The organism is Paenibacillus sp. JDR-2 (genome assembly GCF_000023585.1).
In the GTDB taxonomy this organism is placed as follows: domain Bacteria; phylum Bacillota; class Bacilli; order Paenibacillales; family Paenibacillaceae; genus Pristimantibacillus.
Window position 1 is genome coordinate 3,903,688 of sequence record NC_012914.1, and the last position, 18,541, is coordinate 3,922,228.

The following is an 18,541-nucleotide window of genomic DNA, read 5'->3' on the forward strand; positions in this document are numbered from 1 at the left end:
GAGCGGGGCGAACGCCCCGCCCCGCCTGTGCGTTCGGTTTACAGTTTTGCTTGAGCCATAACTTCTTCAACGAAGTTATCCACTTTTTTCTCCAAGCCTTCGCCCAGTTCGTAACGAACGAAGCGACGGATCGAGATGTTCTCACCGATAGCGCTGATTTTCTCGTTCAGAAGAGCCGAGATTGTTTTGTCCGGATCTTTAACGAAGGATTGCTCCATCAAGCAATATTCTTCATAGTATTTCGAGATACGGCCGTCAACCATTTTCTCAACGATTTTTTCCGGTTTGCCTTCGTTCAGAGCTTGAGCTTTCAAGATCTCGCGCTCTTTTTCGATTTCCTCAGCCGGAACTTCTTCGCGTTTTACGAACTTAGGGTTCGCTGCAGCAATGTGCATTGCGATGTCACGAGCGAAAGTACGGAATTGATCTGTTTTAGCTACGAAGTCAGTCTCGCAGTTGATTTCAACCAGAACGCCGATACGGCCGCCTGCATGGATATACGATTCAACTACGCCTTCAGTTGCAACACGGCCAGCTTTGTTAGCAGCCGCGGACAGACCTTTTTCACGAAGCAATTCAATCGCTTTTGTGATGTCGCCGTTTGTTTCGTCCAATGCTTTCTTGCAATCGAGCATACCTGCTCCAGTTCTTTCACGAAGTTCTTTTACTGCGCTTGCGGATACCGCCATGATTAGCCCTCCTGGAAATTCCATTTTTAGTTTTTACGTTCAAAAAAAGGGCGGTGAGAGGCTTTCACCTTCTGACCACCCTTTGTTGTAGCAATTATATCGGATTAAGCAGTTGTTTGCTCGCCTTGGTTAGCTTCCACGATAGCGTCAGCCATTTTGGACGTCAGCAATTTAACTGCGCGAATCGCGTCGTCATTGCCTGGAATTACATAATCGATTTCGTCCGGATCGCAGTTAGTATCAACGATACCTACGATTGGGATACCGAGTTTGCGTGCTTCAGCAACAGCGATACGCTCTTTGCGAGGATCGATGATGAACAGCGCGCTAGGCAGGCCTTTCATGCCTTTGATGCCGCCGAGGAATTTTTCCAGACGGTCTTTTTCTTTGTTAAGAATGATAACTTCTTTTTTAGGCAGTACTTCGAAAGTACCGTCTTCCGACCATTTTTCGAGTTGACGCAGACGGTCAATACGTTTTTGGATCGTTTGGAAGTTAGTCAGCGTACCACCCAACCAACGTTGGTTGATGTAGAAGTTGCCGCAACGTTCAGCTTCTTCTTTAACCGAGTCTTGAGCTTGTTTTTTCGTACCTACGAACAGCATAGTGCCGCCCTCAGCAGCGACAGAACGTACGAAGTTGTAAGCCTCTTCGACTTTCTTAACTGTTTTTTGCAGGTCGATAATGTAAATTCCGTTTCTTTCTGTGAAGATATAACGATCCATCTTAGGGTTCCAACGACGAGTTTGGTGACCGAAGTGTACCCCAGCTTCGAGAAGCTGTTTCATGGAAATAACCGCCATATTCAACACACCTCCTGTTATGGTTTTTAGTGATTACCTCCGCCCATCGCATCTTCCGCTAAAACTTCCGGCGACCGGAAGCACCATTATCGGAATTAATAGGCGTGTGTTTTTAACACCGTCAATTACTATAACATATCTGCCTAGTCGGTGCAACAGATGATTGTCGAAATTTTGCAGTTTGTCCTTACCCCTTCATTTGCTGCTCGAATTCCGATTTGGTAAGCGGTTGGCTTGTCAGAATACGAATGATGTCTGCTACCGTCGGATTCCCTTCAAAAATGAAATAACCGGCACGGACAGGCTTATCCTTCATGGCTTTGATAAAAGCGTCCTTGTCCGAGATCAGTTTCTGTTCAGCCAGCAGCTCAGTGGTGTCCGTTAAGTTCATTCCGCCTGTAATGCGAACCTGCCGTTTTTTAACCGCTTCTTCGGCTTTCTTATCATCGTTCTTACCGCTATCAGCCGGCGGTTCCGAGGCTTTAACAAAAGGTGACTCCTCCGGCTTCTCCGCTGCCGGCTTGGCTGTTTCCACCGTATTCTGGCTCGCTTTATCCCGCTCCTCCGCAAGCTTCTCGTCCAGCTCCGCCTGCGTGTACAGCTTGGGCTCCCCATCTTCGAATCCGTTCGAAAGCTTCTGCTGGCTTTCATCCCCTATCTGCATCAGCTGCAGCAAAATAGCGCCGGCAATAATGCCGACACCTAATCCTGCTATAAAGGAGCGGTTCTTAAACATAAGCCTTCTCCTCCTGCTTGGCCAGCTGTAAGATAAGCTGAACTTCGCCTTTGTTCATGCTCAGCTTTTTTGCAATGGCTTCGATAGACTTGCCTTGATTATATAAATCAAATAAATCAGGATAACGCAGCTGAATGCCCGATGCGGGCGATTGGGGCTCCGATTCAATGATTAACGGCTCTTCCGCCGCAAGAGCGGCTTTTGCCATTCCGGAGACTGGCATCGTTTGCGCAGCCATCAACAGATCGTTTTGACGCTGCTGCTGAAGAAAAGCAAGCTGCTGCTCAAGCAGCAGACATTTACTCTCGAGTTCTGCCAACCGATGTTTGCTTGCTTCCGTCTGCTGTTTTCCCTCTTCCCGCAATGCCGAAACAAGCTTCACCAGTTGTTGATGGTCCTGCTCCGAATTCTCCATAAATTGCTCAAGGGCGATCTCCATATTGCGCGTATCCTTAGCCTCCTGTCGTTGCTGCTTTCTTGGCAGAAATAACGAAGCTACGGCTACGACCGCACCGAGCAGTACAATATAAGTCCAGTTTGACATCATTCACACCCTCTACAAACAATGCTGTTCTTAAAGCGAAATATCCACGTGATGCCCTTTATAGGGATGTTCGGCCTTTTCCTCCGTATTCCCGGTTTCCTCCTGCCTCCGCTTCCGTTTGGCGAGATAAGGATTTCCGTTCTGACGGTCCCGATTATTGCGAACATTCGTTCCGCCCGTCTGTTCAACGCCGGTATTCTTGCTCCGCAATTGTTCGGTTTGCTTGGATGCCAGTTCTGCTAAGCGCGATAGCTCTGCATTCGCCTTATGATTCAACTGGCTTTGTATTCCGCCCGCTTCCGGAGTACGCGGGATCGACCATTGCAAATCAATAGGCTTAAACGGCATTTACAAGCTCCTTCCTACGAGAAAGGTAATTGTACGATATCTCCATCCGTATATCGGAAAGAAACACGCTGAACCGGATCTTTAATGAAACGCGTATAACGTCCGATCACAATTTTGATGCCGCCGTACACCGTATGGCTGACATCTACCTTTGCTTTATCGGTATCCTCAAGCGTTCTCTCAATCTCCAGAATACGCTCTCTGATCCGGTCGATCTCGGCGGTTGTCTGGCGTCTGGTTGCGCCCAGCTTGATCCGCATGGCCATCTTCTGATCGTTTAACTGATCCATCGCAGCTTGCTGGTCAAGAATCGCTAATGCTTTCTCCGTCTTGTCGATCGCATCCATATGCTTGCGGAGAGTTAAACGCAGCTCCTGCAGCTCGGAACGGGACTCTGGCTGCACGCCAACTTCAATTGCGGTCGCCGTTGACATCGTATTGCCGATAACGCGCGCGGAGACCTGCTCAACAGCTTGTATGGAACCGCCTACAATTAGTCCTTTCGAACCTTGGCAAATAACATTGCGGCCAGCCCGAACATGCGAATGCATTATACTCTGAGACACTAATACATCCTCGCCGGCAATAACATTGCTGTCTTGGATGAAAGAGCTCTTTACGTTTTTTTGAGCTTTAACGTAGCCTTTGTTGCCAGCCATGATTCCGCCCGTTATTTCAATAGAACCCTCGGATTCCAGCTCGGCACCCTCTACTCCGCCTATTACGCGGATATCACCTGAGGCTTTTACCCGAAATCCGCTGAGAACATTACCGCGAATGACCACCGTTCCGACAAAATCAATGTTGCCGACTCTATAATCAACGTCTCCGTTAACTTCATACACCGGGAAAACGTTTACTTTCTCTTTGTCAGTAATCGTAATAAGACCGTCAATTAAGGCATACATGGCCGTCTGGTTCTCGTTTACAACAACGTTTTTACCTACCTTAAACCTAGCCTGCTTGCCTTGCTTGGCGGGAATCTCGTCGCCCGTTACCATCATGCCGGGTGAACCAAAAAGAGCATCGACCCGCTCTGCAATTAACTGACCGCGCTTTACGTTTTTTAGCCGGGAAACTTCTTTAAAATCCACCTTGCCGTCTTCCAGCTCTGCAGGACGTTGGGTCTGCTCCTGCATGTCATAAGCGAAACGGATAGATCCGTCCTTACCTGGCGTAGCCGGATTACCAACAGCAATTAACGTTTGCTCTTTGCAATACGCAAGCGTATTGGTGCAAATTTCATTTAACAGACTTGTTCGTATCCCATATACAACGCCCTTGCTGCGTACAAATCGTTCCAATTGACCGGGAGTACAGTCGAAATCCTCGGTGATCCGGTTAAAGGTCAGTAAGGCAGACAGCTTGTCAGCTGATATCTGGATACGCAAGTAAGATTCCAATAAATGGTCTTCCACCTTGCCTACTCCCTTCTAGTGCTGCAGTAATTGATCTTTATGTTTCGCTAATGCTCCGCGCAGCCGTAATATTGCTTTCGAATGCAGCTGGGAAATCCTTGATGGGGATAACGACATTACTTCTGCTATCTCGCTTAACGATAATTCTTCATAATAAAAGAGCGAGATAACGGTGCGTTCCTTCTCTGTTAATTTCTCAATTCCGCTAATAAGAGAGTCTTTCAGGAAAAACTCATGCGCTTTATGGTCAGGATTTTTGGCCCGTTCATCAATAAGCAGCGAAAGTCTTGTCTCCGATTCTTCTTCGCGGATCGGATCTTCAAGCGAGCATACCGTTGTAATCGCAATCTCATGAAGCATCGTGGTAAATTCCTTCTCGCTGACATTCAAATATTGACTGATCTCAGCGTCAGAAACGGAACGCAAGTACTTCTGCTCCAGGCTTTGATAAGCTTCTTCAATACGCTTCGCCTTCTCGCGTACCGAACGCGGCACCCAGTCACCCTGGCGAAGACCGTCGATAATCGATCCCCGGATTCTCCAGGATGCATAGGTTTCGAACTGTAAACCGCGACAGTAATCGAATTTCTCGATCGCATCGATAAGTCCCATGACTCCGTTGCTGGCAAGATCATCCTTAAGGACATTCTTGGGCAATCCAATCGCCATACGGTTCGTTACATAATCGACCAAAGGCAAGAATTGCTCGATGAGACGTTTCTTAGCTTCAAGATCGCCTTCCTCTTTCCACGCTCGCCACAAATCCAAATTCGCAGTCGCAATCATGTCACTCACCCTCCACTCAGATGACGAATGGCCTTAGCCAATTCCTCAGGCTCTTTATTCTGCGTTGATACCAGCTTTGGCGGCGTTAACGGCTTAAACTGACTTTGTTGTTCCTGATGTTGTACTTCCTGAGCCTTATGGCCGTCCATCTGTGATTTGAGCAGTTGGTTTAAGTCTTCGCTCTCATCGGGAGTTTGGAGATCAAGCTGTGTTCCTTTTCCTTCTTCTCCGGCTGTCTCAGCTTGATGCATCACTGGCGGACGAAGGATAAAGGCCAGTACAAACCGCAATACAAATGCAATCGCAGCAAAGGCGATGAAAGCATACATGCTGCGCATCAGCATGACAGACAGCGGGTTTTTACCAATCGAAAATAATAAGGTTAATACCGCGCCAACAATCCCCAAGCCGACATTCCATCGCCAATTTCCAACCATTTCAAATCTCCTTTATTCCAAACTGCACGCTTCTTATGGTTAATACACCGCTGCTGCTGTCAATTTCGATCGTGCGGCCATAATTCCCGCCTGTATCCTGTCCCAACACAGGGATTGAATAGTTCGCGAGAATTTCCAAACAGGATTCAACATTCCGGGGTCCGATCCGCATCGAATCCGATTGGCCCGAGAAGGCAAACATTTGCGCTCCGCCGGCCATTTTTGCTGCTAGACGCCCGATAACGGCGCCTTCTGCTTTCATCTGCCCAATAAGCTCAGGAATTGCCGTATCCGCATATTTGGCAATATTCATGGTCGACTCTCTGGCAATTTCTGAAGATGGCAGCATAACATGCGCCATACCCGCAATTCGTGCAACAGGATCGTATAACGTCAGTCCGACACAAGAGCCTAGTCCTGTTGTCCTCAGATGTGCTCCGCCCGCAGCCCATTTTAAATCTGCCATGCCGACCTTGATCACATCTTGTTGGATCATTCGGTCAGTACTCCCAAGGATTGAAATATTTTAGTGAAGGAATCCGGGTCCGGAATAAGGAAGAAATGTCCCTCCAGCTCTTCTCTGTCTTCAAGGAACGTTGTTTCAATAAGCAGGGCGGAATCACCCATCTCGCCGTATTGCATCAGTCCGTAAGTTAGGATTGGACCCGCCATATCTCTAGCAACGGAAGGAACGGAAGGCGCCATGGACAAGTTCGTGAAGTCAGCAAGGGAAGATAAATAGGATCCCGCCAAAATGTTGCCGATCTCGCAAAGGGCGGACATCTCCATCTCCGAGTAGCTGCCCTTTGAATCTTAATCCATGGACAGAAGCTGTCCCAACAGACGCTTCGCAGCATCCTCTTGGATGATGAAAAACATATTGCCTGGCGCTTCCCCTTCTACGCGAAGATATACGGCAATAACAACTTGTTCCGAGCCGCCGACCCGGTCTGCTACTTCTTCAAAAGGCAACAGGCTGACCTTCGGAACCGCCATGTCTACAGGCTTGTCCAGAAGGCGGGATAATGCGGTTGCCGCATTACCCGCCCCAATATTGCCTACTTCCTTCAGAACATCCATTTCAAATGCTTTGAACCGGTTAAAGGCGTCCACACCTACACCTCTATCTGCTCAAGCTGAATGATCTCGCTTTTGTTCAGTACTTCGGACAGATTCAGCATAATAAGCAGCCGGTTATCTCCGAACTTCGCAATACCTCTTAAATATTTCGCTTTAATGCCGCCCACAATCTCCGGCGGCGAATCGATGGTATCCGTGTCGATATCCACTACGTCATTGGCAGAATCAACGATAAAGCCAACTTCCATTTCGTTTACCGCAACAACAATGATCCGGCTGTTCTCCGTTGTTGCCGACTCTTCCAAGCCAAAGCGGCCGCGTAGGTCAATAACGGGAACGACGATACCTCGCAGATTAATAACTCCTTTAATGAAGGAAGGAGTTTTCGGGACGCGCGTAATTGGGGATAAACGTTCGATTGTACGGACTTTATCCACCTCAATGCCATATTCCTCATGTGCCAGCGAAAATACGATTACTTTTAATTCTTCTCCCATCGTTAAGCCCTCCCTATTTGATAAGTGCGTTAGGATCAATAATGAGCGCCACTTGGCCATCGCCAAGAATGGTCGCACCGGATATTGCCTCGATATTGGTCAAATATTTGCCTAGCGATTTCAATACAATCTCGCTTTGTCCAATAAACTCATCAACGGTAATTGCCGCCCATTTATCTCCTTTTCGGATGACGACAATTTCGGTCTCCGTCTCGTTTTGCTCGTTAAAGTCGGGCGAATCGAGTACTTTGCTTAAAGAAACCAAAGGAATAACCGCGTTACGGAAGTGAATCATCCGGTTGCCGTGAACGTTCAGGATTTGTTCCTTCTGGACAATACCCGTTTCCACGATTGACGTAAGCGGAATCGCGTATTTCTCCGAACCTAGCTTAATAAGCATTGCCGAAATAATAGATAGAGTCAGAGGCAATTGAACGGCAAACTTCGTTCCGCGCCCAAGTGCGGAATCTACCGTTACATTGCCGCCAAGCGAAGTGATCTTGGATCTAACGACATCGAGACCAACGCCGCGACCGGAGATATCCGAAATTTTATCCGCCGTACTGAAGCCGGGAGCAAATATTAACATGTTGATATCTTCGTCAGACAGCTGCTTCGCCTGATCTTCCGTAACAACGCCGTTCTTGATCGCTGTTTGGAGAACCTTCTCGCGGTTAATGCCTCGGCCGTCTTCCTCAACCTCGATAAAGACATGGTTGCCGCTGTGATAAGCCCGAAGGTTAATCGTGCCTGTCTCCGATTTGCCCGCTGAGATACGTTCCTGGGTGGTTTCGATGCCATGGTCCACCGAATTGCGGAGCAAGTGAACGAGCGGGTCACCAATCTCGTCAATAACTGTGCGGTCAAGCTCGGTATCCGCACCCGTGATTACCAGATCAATCTTCTTGTCGAGTGATTTGGCCAAGTCGCGGATCATGCGCGGGAACCGGTTAAAGACCGAATCTACCGGAACCATTCTCAGCTTCAGAACGATATTTTGCAGATCGGAGCTGACGCGGGTCATATGCTCAACGGTTTCTGTCAGATCGTTGCGGCGGATTTCGCTGGAAAGCTGCTCCAGCCTAACGCGGTCGATCAGCAGCTCGCTGAATAGGTTCATCAGAGCATCCAGACGATCGATATCAACGCGGATCGTTCTAGATACGGCTGCAGGCGCAGTGGATGCTGCAGCCTGCGTGCGTGCTGCGCTAACCTGCTTGCCCGCTTCTTCCTTCGCGGCTTCCGATTGCGTTGCGGCTGGTGCTGGTGCCGCAGCCGGAGCCTGCTCCTTGGCCGCCGCATTATTCAGCATCGCGAGCGACTCAAGATCCAGCAGCGCTACAGATACTTTCTCGATCTCAGAGATTGCTGCAATTTGAGCTTCCAGCTCTTGCTGGGATAAGGTCGAGATCGCAAACACGGAGAAGGAACGATCGAATTTCTCCTGCTCCAAATCGGTTACGGAAGGCTCGGATTTTACGATGTCGCCGTTTTTGCCCAGCAGGTCGAATACCATATAGGCACGCACGCCTTTTAAAACGCAATCTTCACGGATTTCTACTTCGATATAGTAAACGTTATGTCCGCTATCGATAGATTGCTGGATAACCGAGGTTTGGAATTCATCCAGAATTCCGCCGGTTTGCTGCACGGATCCGGACGGAGCAGATGATGCAGCCGTAGAAGCTCCGGCAGTTTTGTAGTCCCCTTTGACGATGGACTGCAACGAAGCCACAATCGCGGTTACATCCGCTTTGCCCGTTCCGCCGCCTACGATATCCTGAACCATGGACTCGAGCGCATCAAGTCCCTTGAACAAGGTGTCGAAAATAAATTCATCCATCTTCAGCTTGCTGTTTCGTACAAGATCAAGCACGTTTTCCATCTCATGAGTCAGCGAGGCAAGATCCTCATACCCCATCGTTGCAGACATCCCTTTTAGGGTGTGGGCAGAGCGGAAAATTGACTGGACGATCGTCAGATCCTCCGGCTCGCTCTCCAGGCGAAGCAAATTCTCGTTCAAAGCTTGCAGGTGATCATTGGACTCGTCGATAAACATCGATAAGTAGGCGTTCATATCCATTTTGTCGCACCTCCTGATAGGACTTTATATCATCTATTATCCTTTCAATACCGCATGCTGCAGCTCGGCAGCAATCTGCTGCAGAGGCAGTACCGTCTTCACGCAGCCGGTCTCTATTGCGCTGCGCGGCATTCCATAAACGACGCAGGTCTGTTCGGATTCGGCAATCGCCGATTCCGCGCCGCTGTCGACGAGAGCTTTCATCCCTTTGGCTCCGTCGCTTCCCATTCCCGTCATGATGACGGCGTGACGTTTCAGCTCGTCAAATGGGGTTAATGATTCGAACAGAACATCAACCGAAGGACGATGTCCGTTGCACGGCGGCTTCTGGGTAAGCTGGACATAATAACCGCTCTGGTCCTTTGCCAGTTCCATGTGATGACCGCCGGGGGCGATATAGACAACCCCGGCCTTCAACCGCTCACCCTGTGAAGCCTCCACAACCTCAAGCTCACTAAAGCTGTCCAGACGCTGGGCAAGCGATTTTGTAAACTTGGGAGGCATATGCTGGACAACCAATACGGGCGCGGCCAACCGGGCCGGAAGCGAAGTGATCACTTCATGCAAAGCGCGTGGACCGCCAGTTGAAGTTCCGATGGCAATTAATTGATCAAAGCTGTCCGATGCTGTCTTCTGTCTATACCGCTTCTGTTCTCTGTTTTCCTCCAGTGCCGCTGCGACTGGCGCAACCGGTATAATCGGTGCTGCCTCATAAGGTCTGCCGCCATCAGTCAATGGCTTTATCGGATTTCTTAAGCCACCGGATGCTCTGGTTTTCTTCTCAAATGCCGGAGCAGATGCATCTCTTGCCTCTGCCTGCTGTTCCGGCTGCAGAAGCCCACGCTTTCGGTTTTTCCTTTCTTCCAACGATTTCACGGGCTGTACAAGCTGTGACTGCTCGGGCTTGTCCCGTTTCATGGAAGCTTTCTTCTTATCCGTGTCCATAACAGAGGCTGAATACCTTCTAGTCAAGACCGCAATTCTGAGCTTCTCCAGCAACAGCTCTCCGACCCGGACAATATCATTTGAGAAAGCGCCCATCGGCTTGCGGATAAAGTCAAAAGCCCCTAACTGCAGTGCCTTAATGGTTTCTCTCGTGTTCTCTTCGCTGATGCCGGATAACATGATCACAGGTGTCGGCTGTTCGATCATGATCCGCTGCAGGGCATCGAGCCCGTTAAGCTCGGGCATCTCAAGATCAAGGGTTACAGCATCGGGCTTCCACTTCTTGACGGCTTCAATGGCTTCAAGACCATTACAAGCGGTTGCCACAATCGTAAATTGGGGGTCTTGAACGATTAGATCGCTGAATATTTTTCTCATGAAAGGCGAATCGTCCACGACCAGCACGCGATAAGGAGCCATCCTGTTCCCCCCTCTTATGTATGTATAACTACCGGTTAAACCTAAACATCTTATGTATGAATCCTCTTACCCCAGCTGCAGCGGTTTGCTCCGGAATGGACATCTCCAAGTATCGGCGTGCAATTTCGTCAATTCCCTTTGATGCGTCGCTTCCGGGAAAAGCAACGGTAAACGGCGTTTGCCGCTTTACGGCTTTCGTGACATTCGGATCATCCAGGATAACGCCTAATGTAGGAAGTTCGGCATGAAGGAATCTTCTTGCTACAAGATTAATTTTGTCCGCAGTCTGGATGCCTTCCCTGCGGTCTGTCGCGCGGTTAATAATCAACTTAAAGGATGCGTTGATTCCCATCGACTTGACCATCTTTACCAGAGCATATGCATCTGTAATCGCTGTTGGCTCCGGCGTTGTCACAACAAAGGTTTCTTCCGCCGCCGAGATAAACTTGACGGTTTCCTTCGACAGGCCCGCTCCCGTATCAAAGAGAATAAAATCATATTCCCCCTGTAACTTGCCGATCTGATCGGAGAACCAGTCCAGCTGTTCCGCGGTTAAGTCAAGAAGATCCTGAAACCCTGAACCACCTGCTATAAAATGTACGCCGGAAGGTCCAATTTGGATAATATCCCATATGGTTTTATCCTGCTTGAACAGATGATAGAGGTGATAGGAAGAGCTCACCCCCATCAGAACATCGATGTTGGCCATGCCGATATCCGCGTCAAATACAAGCACTTTTTTCCCCAAGCGTTGCAGCGAAATAGCAAAGTTCAGGCTGAAGTTGGATTTGCCAACTCCGCCCTTCCCGCTCGTGATCGTCACGATGCGGGTAGGACGGGCAGTCTCCTGACCCATCCTCATCTTCACCATGTTGCGAAGCGCCTCTGCTTGATCATTCATCGGCAGGGGCCCCCAGCAGCGAATCAATATATCGCTCCGCATTAAATGGGGCAATATCATCAGGCACGGTCTGGCCGCTAGCAACAAACACAGGCTGCAATTCATTCTTTAAGGCCAGGTTCAAGATCGATCCGTACACCGAAGTTTCATCCAGCTTTGTGAACAGCACCTTGCGGACTCCATATTTCACAAAATTGTCCGCGACCGCCATCATGTCTTTGGTTTTGCCGGTTAAGCTCAGCACCAAAACGGTCTCGCTCTGCTGGCTGGACTGCAGGAGACTGTTCACTTCGGATACATGAAGCTCATTGCGGAAATTCCGTCCCGCCGTATCCATATAGATCAGTTCACGGTCCTCCAGCTGCTTGAAGGCTTTTGGCAGATCCATCGGCGAGAACACAACCTCCATTGGCACATTCAGAATATTCGCATACGTTCGCAGCTGATCAACCGCTGCAATTCTGTAAGTATCCGATGTAATTAAACCTATCTGCCGCCCGAACTTGATCGATTGTCCGGCTGCCAGCTTTGCGATTGTAGTCGTCTTGCCCACACCTGTAGGGCCAACAAAATGAACGATTCTTGCCGATTCGCTTATGGATTGGTGACTGTACGGATCCAGCCATTCCAACAACAGCTCCCGGGCGGTCTGCCAGGTTTCCGCCCCGGTTGGCATTTCCTTGTTTCCAGCTATTCTCTCGTTAACAGCGTCTATTAAGCGGTCGATCAGTTCCGGCTCCACTTCTTGTTGGACCAAACGTCCATACAAGGATTGAATAGCAAGCGGTCGGTCAATCTCCGGCTTTTGCATCGAAAGCTGCTTCAGAGATTGCTTGATATACCGGATCTCTTCTAACAGATCATCGTTTATCCGGTTTATCGTCTGTGACGGAGGCGAAGCCGCCACAACAGGCGGAGTCGGCTGAACGGCCGGCACAGGTGTGGGAGGCGGAGGTTCCAGAACCGCCGTTGCCGTAGCAGCTTGTCGTTTCGACTCTTGAATCGCATGTACAACCCGCTGGACCTCTGCTGCCGCTTTTTTCGGCTGGGTTGCTGCAACGGGTGCGGCTGCCCCAGACTCAATTGCAGCTATAACTTCCATCTTTTTCTTCCGGAACATCCCCATAAAACCGCCGATCCGGACTTCCTTTGTATTCAGAATGACCGCATCTTTGCCAAGCTCGCTCCGAATCATCGGCAACGCTTCCGGCAAGGCATTCACCACATAACGTTTTACTCTCATAAATTCACCACCCCTACGCTTTGAACTTCAATGTTAGGCTCAAGCTCGCTATACGACAGTACCGGTACATCCTGCATGGTCCGCTCAACGATTTGTCTGAGATACATGCGAATGGTAGGGGAAGTCAGTACAACGGGATGTTGGCCGGATTGAATTTGGCGCGACACTTGCTCATTGAGCTTCTGATAGATTTGCTGCGTTGCAACAGGATCAAGCGCAATATAACTACCCTGGTCAGTCTGCTGAACCGACTCCGCGATTTTCTTCTCAAGCGCTGGACCTACGGTGATAACCCGCAGCATATTCCCCGTTGAAGTGAACTGCTGCGTAATCTGCCTCGACAACGCTTGTCGGGCATATTCCGTAAGAATATCCGGGTCCTTCGTATAATGGGCTTGATCCGCCAGCGATTCGAAGATCGTAACCAGATCGCGGATCGACACTTTTTCGCGCAGAAGCTTAGCCAGTACCTTTTGCAAATCGCCAATAGATAATATAGAAGGAATAAGTTCTTCGATAAGTGCCGGGTACGACTCTTTCACATTCTCTACAAGAGCCTTAGTCTCTTGACGGCCAATCAGCTCATGCGCATGTCGCTTAATAATTTCCGTCAAATGTGTCGCCACAACGGACGGTGGATCTACAACGGTATATCCGGAGATTTCCGCTCTCTCCTTCATTGCTTCATCAATCCAGAGCGCCGGAAGTCCAAACGCCGGTTCCGTTGTTTCGATTCCGATAACAGACTCGTCTTCAAAGCCTGGGCTCATCGCCAGATAATGGTTAAGCAGCAATTCGCCGCGTGCAACGATATTCCCCTTGATCTTGATGACATACTCATTGGGCCTCAGCTGAATGTTATCGCGTATCCGGATGACCGGTACCACAAGTCCAAGCTCCAGGGCGCATTGCCTGCGTATCATAATAATCCGGTCAAGCAGATCTCCTCCCTGCTGCGTATCCGCCAGCGGAATAAGGCCATAGCCAAATTCGAATTCGATCGGATCAACCTGCAGCAAGCTGATAACACTTTCGGGGCTGCGCACCTCTTCGATTTGCTGCTCCTCCTCCATAAGCTCTTCCTGATGCATTTGCTTGGCAATGGATTGCTGCATCCTCCAGGCCCCAAACAGGAGCAAGGCGGCAAAAGGAACCGTACGCAGAATGCCGATTGGCGTAAATACGCCGAGCAAAGTGATAGTTCCTGCCACGATATAGAGCAGCTTCGGGTATTTAAGGAGCTGCGTTGTAACGTCCTGCGCGAAGTTTCCGTCCGAAGCGGCACGGGTTACGATAAGGCCTGCTGCCGTGGAGATTAGCAAGGCCGGAATCTGGCTGACCAGACCGTCACCAATCGTAAGAATCGAGTAGGTTTGCAGAGCATCGCTAAAGCTGTCCCCGTGAATGGCCATCCCGATAATGAAACCGCCAATGAGGTTAATAAGCAAGATAATGATAGAAGCAATGGCATCGCCTTTGACGAATTTACTTGCACCGTCCATGGAGCCGTAAAAGTCCGCTTCTCTTTCGATTTTCGAGCGGCGCTCACGCGCCTGCTGTTCATTAATCAGTCCCGCGTTCAGGTCGGCATCAATACTCATTTGCTTGCCGGGCATCGCGTCGAGCGTAAATCTGGCTGCAACTTCCGCTACCCGCTCCGAACCTTTCGTAATAACGATGAACTGTACAACGACCAGGATGAGAAATACGACGAAGCCAATCGCAATTTGCCCTCCGCCTACCCAGGATCCAAACGTCTGAACAACCTCGCCTGCGTGGCCGTGCGACAAGATATTGCGTGTTGTCGAGACGTTAAGCGCAAGCCGGAATAAGGTCGTAACAAGCAGGATTGCAGGGAAGATAGAGAAATCGAGAGCTTCCTTCGTATTCATCGCAATCAGCAGAATCATGAGCGCGATCGAAATGTTCAGGATGAGCAAAATATCTAGCAGCAGTGTTGGTATAGGGATGACCATCATGAGTACGATGCCGATAATCCCAGCTAAGATAGCAATATCTTTCACTTTCATGATGTTGTCTCCTCCCTCTCAATTATGATGATCGAACCCGGCCTTTCATTTTATAGACAGCCGCCAATACTTCCGCCACAGCTTGGAACAAATCGGCAGGTATTGAATCGCCGATATCGGCCCGTTCGTATAACGCTCTGGCCAGCGGCTTATTTTCCATCATGACAACGCCGTGTTCCTTGGCAACTTCACGTATGCGGAGCGCCAAGTGATCCATCCCTTTTGCAATAATGAGCGGAGCCTCCATCTTGGAAGCATCATACTGCAAGGCAATAGCAAAGTGGGTCGGGTTCGTAATAACTACGTCGGCCTTAGGCACCTCCTGCATCATCCGCTGCATCGCCATCCGGCGCTGCCTTTCACGGATTTTACCTTTGATAAGAGGATCGCCCTCCGACTTTTTGTATTCGTCTTTGATGTCCTGCTTAGACATTCTCAAACTTTTGGCATGCTCGTAACGCTGGTACATGTAATCGGCGAAAGCCAGTATTACAAGAACAGCTCCGGTCTCTAGCCCCAGCTTGACCGTCAATCCGGCGGTAAAGGAGAAGATTTGCTGGACCGATAAACTTGATAAAACAAGAATCTTGTCCCAATCGCTCCAAATCGCCCGATAGACCAGGATGCCGATGATTAAGAGCTTTAATATGCTCTTCAGAAACTCAACTACCGTTCGCATAGAGAATATCTGCTTAAACCCGTTAATCGGATTCAGCTTGGAGAACTTCGGCTTAAGCGATTCACCCGTAAGTAGGAATCCGAACTGCACAACGTTTCCCAGAATCGCTACGATTACTACGATGGCGAAAATCGGCGCCAAGAACATCAGCATATCGACCGCAAGCTTGTCAAACAGCGGCATGATGTTGGCAGTTGTAACATCCATCGTCAGCCAGTTATCAAACAGCTCCTGGAACACGCTCATAATTCTCGTTTTATAGTAACTGCCTAAAGCCGCAAAGGTAGCAAAGGTAAAGAGCAAAATCATGGAACTTGGCAAATCGTTGGATTTGGCAATCTGCCCTTTTTTGCGGGCTTCCTGCGTTTTCTTAGGTGTCGCTTTTTCCGTTTTTTCCTGACTAAACAGCTGCAAGTCTAGCTCTAGGTAGTAAGATCTCAACGTTGCAGCCTCCTTATTTGCTTTCGGTTTGTTGCACAATGCCGAACAATTGCTCCAGGTTGTCAAACATGATGGCAAAGAGTCTTTCGAATATCGCGGATATACCGGGAAGCACCAGGATTAATAATCCAAGTCCAAGCAACAGCTTAAGCGGAATCCCGATAACAAACACGTTATATTGAGGAGCTGTCTTTGCCAAGAAGCCAAGGCCTACATCCGTCAGAAACATCGCAATGACAAGCGGGGCTGCGACCTGCATGGCCAGCAAGAATGCGTTCCCTACCGCCCGTGACAGGAAATCGGTTATGCTGCCATCGTAAATCCTGCTAAACAGTTCGTTGGACAAGGGCATCCATTTGTAGCTGTCCATCAATCCGGTTAACAGATAATGATGCCCGTTAACGGCCAGAAACACCATAATAAGCAGCATGTATTTGAAGTTGCCCAGCAGCGGAGCCGAGACACCCGTCATCGGATCAATGACGTTTGACATGGCGAATCCGATCTGCATGTCCATCAGTGCGCCGGCTGTTTGCACAACCGTCATAAAGAGATAAACGATATACCCCATCAGAAGTCCAATCAGGACTTCCCGGAATATGTACAGAATATATTCAGCATCCATCGGTACCGTCTGCTCTTTCAACCCATAGGTCATAAAGACAATAAGCGAGAGAAAAAAGCCAAGTCCGATCTTGAAGGTGCTTGGAACTCCACGCATGTTAAACAGCGGGGCTACGACGAAAAACGATGTCATTCGACAAAAAATAAGCAAAAAAATAGGGAAGTACTCCACGATCTGATCCATGATTTCCGTTCACAACCTATCCGATGTATTTATACAAGTTGTTCAGCAGATTGTAAGTGAAATCGACGATTACATTCAGAATCCAAGGTCCGAATATAATCAGGGATACAAAGACCGCTACGATTTTTGGCACAAAAGCTAACGTCTGCTCTTGAATTTGGGTAGTCGCTTGAAAAATACTGATGATTAATCCGACGACTAGAGCGAGAACGAGCATCGGCGCGCTGGCTTTCAATACAGTACTGATGGCTTGTCCGGCCAATCCGATGATGAAATCAGCACTCATTGAACGTTCCTCCCTGTCATAGTTACGTGTTGAAGCTTAACAGCAATGATTTGACGATCAGGTACCATCCGTCCACCAGCACGAACAACAGAAGCTTAAACGGCAGGGATATCATGACGGGCGGCAGCATCATCATCCCCATCGCCATTAACGTGCTTGCGACGATCATATCGATGACGAGAAACGGAATGAATATCATAAAGCCCATCTGGAATGCGGTCTTCAGTTCGCTTATCGCGTAGGCAGGCACCAGAACGGTAATCGGGATATCCTGATATTTCTCCGGCTTCTCCGTCTTCGTATAATTGAGGAACAGAAGCAGATCTTTCTCCCTTGTATGCGAGATCATGAACTTTTTCATTGGATCCGCTGCTTTCTCCAACGCCACGGTCTGCGTAATTTCACCTTTGAGATAAGGCTGCAATGCCACTTCGTTTACCTGGGAGAAGGTTGGAGCCATAATGAAAAAGGTCAGGAACATCGCAAGCCCGATCAGAACCTGGTTTGGCGGCATTTGCTGCGTGCCAAGCGATGTGCGAACGAATCCAAGTACGATTACAATTCGGGTAAAGCTTGTCATAAGTACCAGAATCGCCGGCGCAATGCTTAATACCGTTATTAGAAGCAGGAGCGACAAGGCACTTGTTCCCGGCTCTTCGCTTCCATCACCGATGCTGATATCGAGATTGGGCAGCGGATCGGCCGCAAACGCATGCGATTGCAGCAGCATAACCCCCAGCACTACGGTGACGATCGAAATCCACCATTTATTTTTCATTGTCATCCCCATCATGTTTGGATTCCTTCAGAAGCGACTCCAGCTGCTCTTTGCGGTCAGCCTGCTTACTGAGGTTTTGATTCAGCAAGCTTTGGAAGGAGGATTGCTGCATGTTCCACTGCTCTTCCGTCAGGTCCTCACCCGTTCGCGACTCTTCTTTACGGAACCTCTTAAGAAAATCAGAGATTGTGTTTGCTGACCATCCGGCTGCATGGGATTGTCTGTCCAGTGAAGCAAGAATTGCCTGCACCTGCTTCTCATCGTCAATCTTATCGAGGAGCGTCACATTTTCTCCGACACCCACCACATACAACCGTCCTGACAGCTCAACAACCTGAAGCGAGTTGTTCTGCCCCAGCGCAACCCCTCCGAGAGAGCGAACCGCACGGTTAGTTCCCCACATGCGATTACGCTGAGACAAAAATTTAATAAGTAACACAATTAAGCCGATAACTATAAATAGAGAGACAATGACCCAGATCACGCTGCCCGTATAGCTGCCGGCCATTGGACTCTCGTCATTCCCGCTGCCCGCTGCCGCGGCGAAGGCGGGCTGTACAGCAACGCCAACCGCAGTCAAGGAAGTTAA

At 49.2% G+C, this 18,541-nt stretch carries 20 protein-coding genes and 1 pseudogene; all 21 read right to left on the bottom strand.

Features of this window, described 5'->3' with window-relative positions:
- Nucleotides 1-38: 38 nt before the first annotated feature.
- Complete coding sequence (gene tsf / locus PJDR2_RS17250) at nt 39-689, bottom strand: translation elongation factor Ts (protein WP_015844997.1); 651 nt, start codon at nt 687-689, stop codon at nt 39-41.
- A gap of 104 nt (nt 690-793) precedes the next feature.
- A complete protein-coding gene (gene rpsB / locus PJDR2_RS17255; protein WP_015844998.1) occupies nt 794-1,492 on the bottom strand; it encodes a 30S ribosomal protein S2 in 699 nt (232 codons plus the stop codon).
- A 187-nt stretch (nt 1,493-1,679) separates the two neighbouring features.
- Nucleotides 1,680-2,228, bottom strand: coding sequence for a hypothetical protein (locus tag PJDR2_RS17260; protein ID WP_015844999.1), 549 nt, complete (start codon nt 2,226-2,228; stop codon nt 1,680-1,682).
- Entirely contained in the window at nt 2,221-2,775 is a 555-nt protein-coding gene (locus PJDR2_RS17265) for a hypothetical protein (protein ID WP_015845000.1), read from the bottom strand. The genes PJDR2_RS17260 and PJDR2_RS17265 overlap by 8 nt, the downstream gene beginning before the upstream one ends.
- A 27-nt stretch (nt 2,776-2,802) precedes the next feature.
- Complete coding sequence (locus PJDR2_RS17270; protein WP_015845001.1) at nt 2,803-3,120, bottom strand: hypothetical protein; 318 nt, start codon at nt 3,118-3,120, stop codon at nt 2,803-2,805.
- Nucleotides 3,121-3,134: 14 nt separating this feature from the next.
- Nucleotides 3,135-4,538 carry a DUF342 domain-containing protein gene (locus tag PJDR2_RS17275; RefSeq protein WP_015845002.1) on the bottom strand — a complete coding sequence of 468 codons (1,404 nt, stop codon included), beginning with the start codon at nt 4,536-4,538 and terminating at the stop codon, nt 3,135-3,137.
- A 15-nt stretch (nt 4,539-4,553) separates the two neighbouring features.
- Nucleotides 4,554-5,324: a FliA/WhiG family RNA polymerase sigma factor gene (locus PJDR2_RS17280; RefSeq protein WP_015845003.1), complete on the bottom strand. Its 771-nt coding sequence runs from the start codon at nt 5,322-5,324 to the stop codon at nt 4,554-4,556.
- A gap of 5 nt (nt 5,325-5,329) precedes the next feature.
- Nucleotides 5,330-5,761, bottom strand: a complete 432-nt coding sequence (locus PJDR2_RS17285) for a hypothetical protein (protein WP_015845004.1) — start codon at nt 5,759-5,761, stop codon at nt 5,330-5,332.
- A 1-nt stretch (nt 5,762) separates the two neighbouring features.
- The gene (locus tag PJDR2_RS17290) at nt 5,763-6,257 is read right to left on the bottom strand and encodes a chemotaxis protein CheD (protein WP_015845005.1); all 495 of its coding nucleotides are present in this window, start codon (nt 6,255-6,257) and stop codon (nt 5,763-5,765) included.
- A pseudogene (locus PJDR2_RS17295) lies at nt 6,254-6,841 on the bottom strand (chemotaxis protein CheC). The gene PJDR2_RS17290 and the pseudogene PJDR2_RS17295 overlap by 4 nt, the downstream one beginning before the upstream one ends.
- 35 nt (nt 6,842-6,876) lie before the next feature.
- Entirely contained in the window at nt 6,877-7,338 is a 462-nt protein-coding gene (locus tag PJDR2_RS17300) for a chemotaxis protein CheW (protein WP_015845006.1), read from the bottom strand.
- Nucleotides 7,339-7,351: 13 nt separating this feature from the next.
- Nucleotides 7,352-9,421 carry a chemotaxis protein CheA gene (locus PJDR2_RS17305; protein WP_015845007.1) on the bottom strand — a complete coding sequence of 690 codons (2,070 nt, stop codon included), beginning with the start codon at nt 9,419-9,421 and terminating at the stop codon, nt 7,352-7,354.
- Between the two features lie 36 nt (nt 9,422-9,457).
- Nucleotides 9,458-10,786: a protein-glutamate methylesterase/protein-glutamine glutaminase gene (locus tag PJDR2_RS17310; RefSeq protein WP_015845008.1), complete on the bottom strand. Its 1,329-nt coding sequence runs from the start codon at nt 10,784-10,786 to the stop codon at nt 9,458-9,460.
- A gap of 28 nt (nt 10,787-10,814) precedes the next feature.
- Nucleotides 10,815-11,687: a MinD/ParA family protein gene (locus tag PJDR2_RS17315; RefSeq protein ID WP_015845009.1), complete on the bottom strand. Its 873-nt coding sequence runs from the start codon at nt 11,685-11,687 to the stop codon at nt 10,815-10,817.
- Nucleotides 11,680-12,930 carry a flagellar biosynthesis protein FlhF gene (gene flhF / locus PJDR2_RS17320; protein WP_015845010.1) on the bottom strand — a complete coding sequence of 417 codons (1,251 nt, stop codon included), beginning with the start codon at nt 12,928-12,930 and terminating at the stop codon, nt 11,680-11,682. The genes PJDR2_RS17315 and flhF overlap by 8 nt, the downstream gene beginning before the upstream one ends.
- Nucleotides 12,927-14,960, bottom strand: coding sequence for a flagellar biosynthesis protein FlhA (gene flhA, locus PJDR2_RS17325; protein ID WP_015845011.1), 2,034 nt, complete (start codon nt 14,958-14,960; stop codon nt 12,927-12,929). The genes flhF and flhA overlap by 4 nt, the downstream gene beginning before the upstream one ends.
- A gap of 22 nt (nt 14,961-14,982) precedes the next feature.
- Nucleotides 14,983-16,080: a flagellar biosynthesis protein FlhB gene (gene flhB / locus PJDR2_RS17330; RefSeq protein ID WP_015845012.1), complete on the bottom strand. Its 1,098-nt coding sequence runs from the start codon at nt 16,078-16,080 to the stop codon at nt 14,983-14,985.
- 13 nt (nt 16,081-16,093) lie between these two features.
- The gene (fliR, locus tag PJDR2_RS17335) at nt 16,094-16,888 is read right to left on the bottom strand and encodes a flagellar biosynthetic protein FliR (protein ID WP_015845013.1); all 795 of its coding nucleotides are present in this window, start codon (nt 16,886-16,888) and stop codon (nt 16,094-16,096) included.
- 16 nt (nt 16,889-16,904) lie between these two features.
- On the bottom strand, nt 16,905-17,174 hold the full coding sequence (gene fliQ, locus PJDR2_RS17340) for a flagellar biosynthesis protein FliQ (RefSeq protein WP_015845014.1): 270 nt from the start codon (nt 17,172-17,174) through the stop codon (nt 16,905-16,907).
- Between the two features lie 22 nt (nt 17,175-17,196).
- The gene (gene fliP / locus PJDR2_RS17345; protein ID WP_416202276.1) at nt 17,197-17,904 is read right to left on the bottom strand and encodes a flagellar type III secretion system pore protein FliP; all 708 of its coding nucleotides are present in this window, start codon (nt 17,902-17,904) and stop codon (nt 17,197-17,199) included.
- A 37-nt stretch (nt 17,905-17,941) separates the two neighbouring features.
- Entirely contained in the window at nt 17,942-18,532 is a 591-nt protein-coding gene (locus PJDR2_RS17350; RefSeq protein ID WP_015845016.1) for a flagellar biosynthetic protein FliO, read from the bottom strand.
- Between the last annotated feature and the right edge of the window lie 9 nt (nt 18,533-18,541).

What these genes read in the sequence shown, in the direction of transcription:
- tsf (WP_015844997.1), bottom strand. Translation starts at nt 689, where the DNA reads ATGGCGGTATCCGCAAGCGCAGTAAAAGAACTTCGTGAAAGAACTGGA.
- rpsB (WP_015844998.1), bottom strand. Translation starts at nt 1,492, where the DNA reads ATGGCGGTTATTTCCATGAAACAGCTTCTCGAAGCTGGGGTACACTTC.
- PJDR2_RS17260 (WP_015844999.1), bottom strand. Translation starts at nt 2,228, where the DNA reads ATGTTTAAGAACCGCTCCTTTATAGCAGGATTAGGTGTCGGCATTATT.
- PJDR2_RS17265 (WP_015845000.1), bottom strand. Translation starts at nt 2,775, where the DNA reads ATGATGTCAAACTGGACTTATATTGTACTGCTCGGTGCGGTCGTAGCC.
- PJDR2_RS17270 (WP_015845001.1), bottom strand. Translation starts at nt 3,120, where the DNA reads ATGCCGTTTAAGCCTATTGATTTGCAATGGTCGATCCCGCGTACTCCG.
- PJDR2_RS17280 (WP_015845003.1), bottom strand. Translation starts at nt 5,324, where the DNA reads ATGATTGCGACTGCGAATTTGGATTTGTGGCGAGCGTGGAAAGAGGAA.
- PJDR2_RS17285 (WP_015845004.1), bottom strand. Translation starts at nt 5,761, where the DNA reads ATGGTTGGAAATTGGCGATGGAATGTCGGCTTGGGGATTGTTGGCGCG.
- PJDR2_RS17290 (WP_015845005.1), bottom strand. Translation starts at nt 6,257, where the DNA reads ATGATCCAACAAGATGTGATCAAGGTCGGCATGGCAGATTTAAAATGG.
- PJDR2_RS17300 (WP_015845006.1), bottom strand. Translation starts at nt 7,338, where the DNA reads ATGGGAGAAGAATTAAAAGTAATCGTATTTTCGCTGGCACATGAGGAA.
- PJDR2_RS17305 (WP_015845007.1), bottom strand. Translation starts at nt 9,421, where the DNA reads ATGGATATGAACGCCTACTTATCGATGTTTATCGACGAGTCCAATGAT.
- PJDR2_RS17310 (WP_015845008.1), bottom strand. Translation starts at nt 10,786, where the DNA reads ATGGCTCCTTATCGCGTGCTGGTCGTGGACGATTCGCCTTTCATGAGA.
- PJDR2_RS17315 (WP_015845009.1), bottom strand. Translation starts at nt 11,687, where the DNA reads ATGAATGATCAAGCAGAGGCGCTTCGCAACATGGTGAAGATGAGGATG.
- flhF (WP_015845010.1), bottom strand. Translation starts at nt 12,930, where the DNA reads ATGAGAGTAAAACGTTATGTGGTGAATGCCTTGCCGGAAGCGTTGCCG.
- flhA (WP_015845011.1), bottom strand. Translation starts at nt 14,960, where the DNA reads ATGAAAGTGAAAGATATTGCTATCTTAGCTGGGATTATCGGCATCGTA.
- fliR (WP_015845013.1), bottom strand. Translation starts at nt 16,888, where the DNA reads ATGGATCAGATCGTGGAGTACTTCCCTATTTTTTTGCTTATTTTTTGT.
- fliQ (WP_015845014.1), bottom strand. Translation starts at nt 17,174, where the DNA reads ATGAGTGCTGATTTCATCATCGGATTGGCCGGACAAGCCATCAGTACT.
- fliP (WP_416202276.1), bottom strand. Translation starts at nt 17,904, where the DNA reads ATGCTGCTGCAATCGCATGCGTTTGCGGCCGATCCGCTGCCCAATCTC.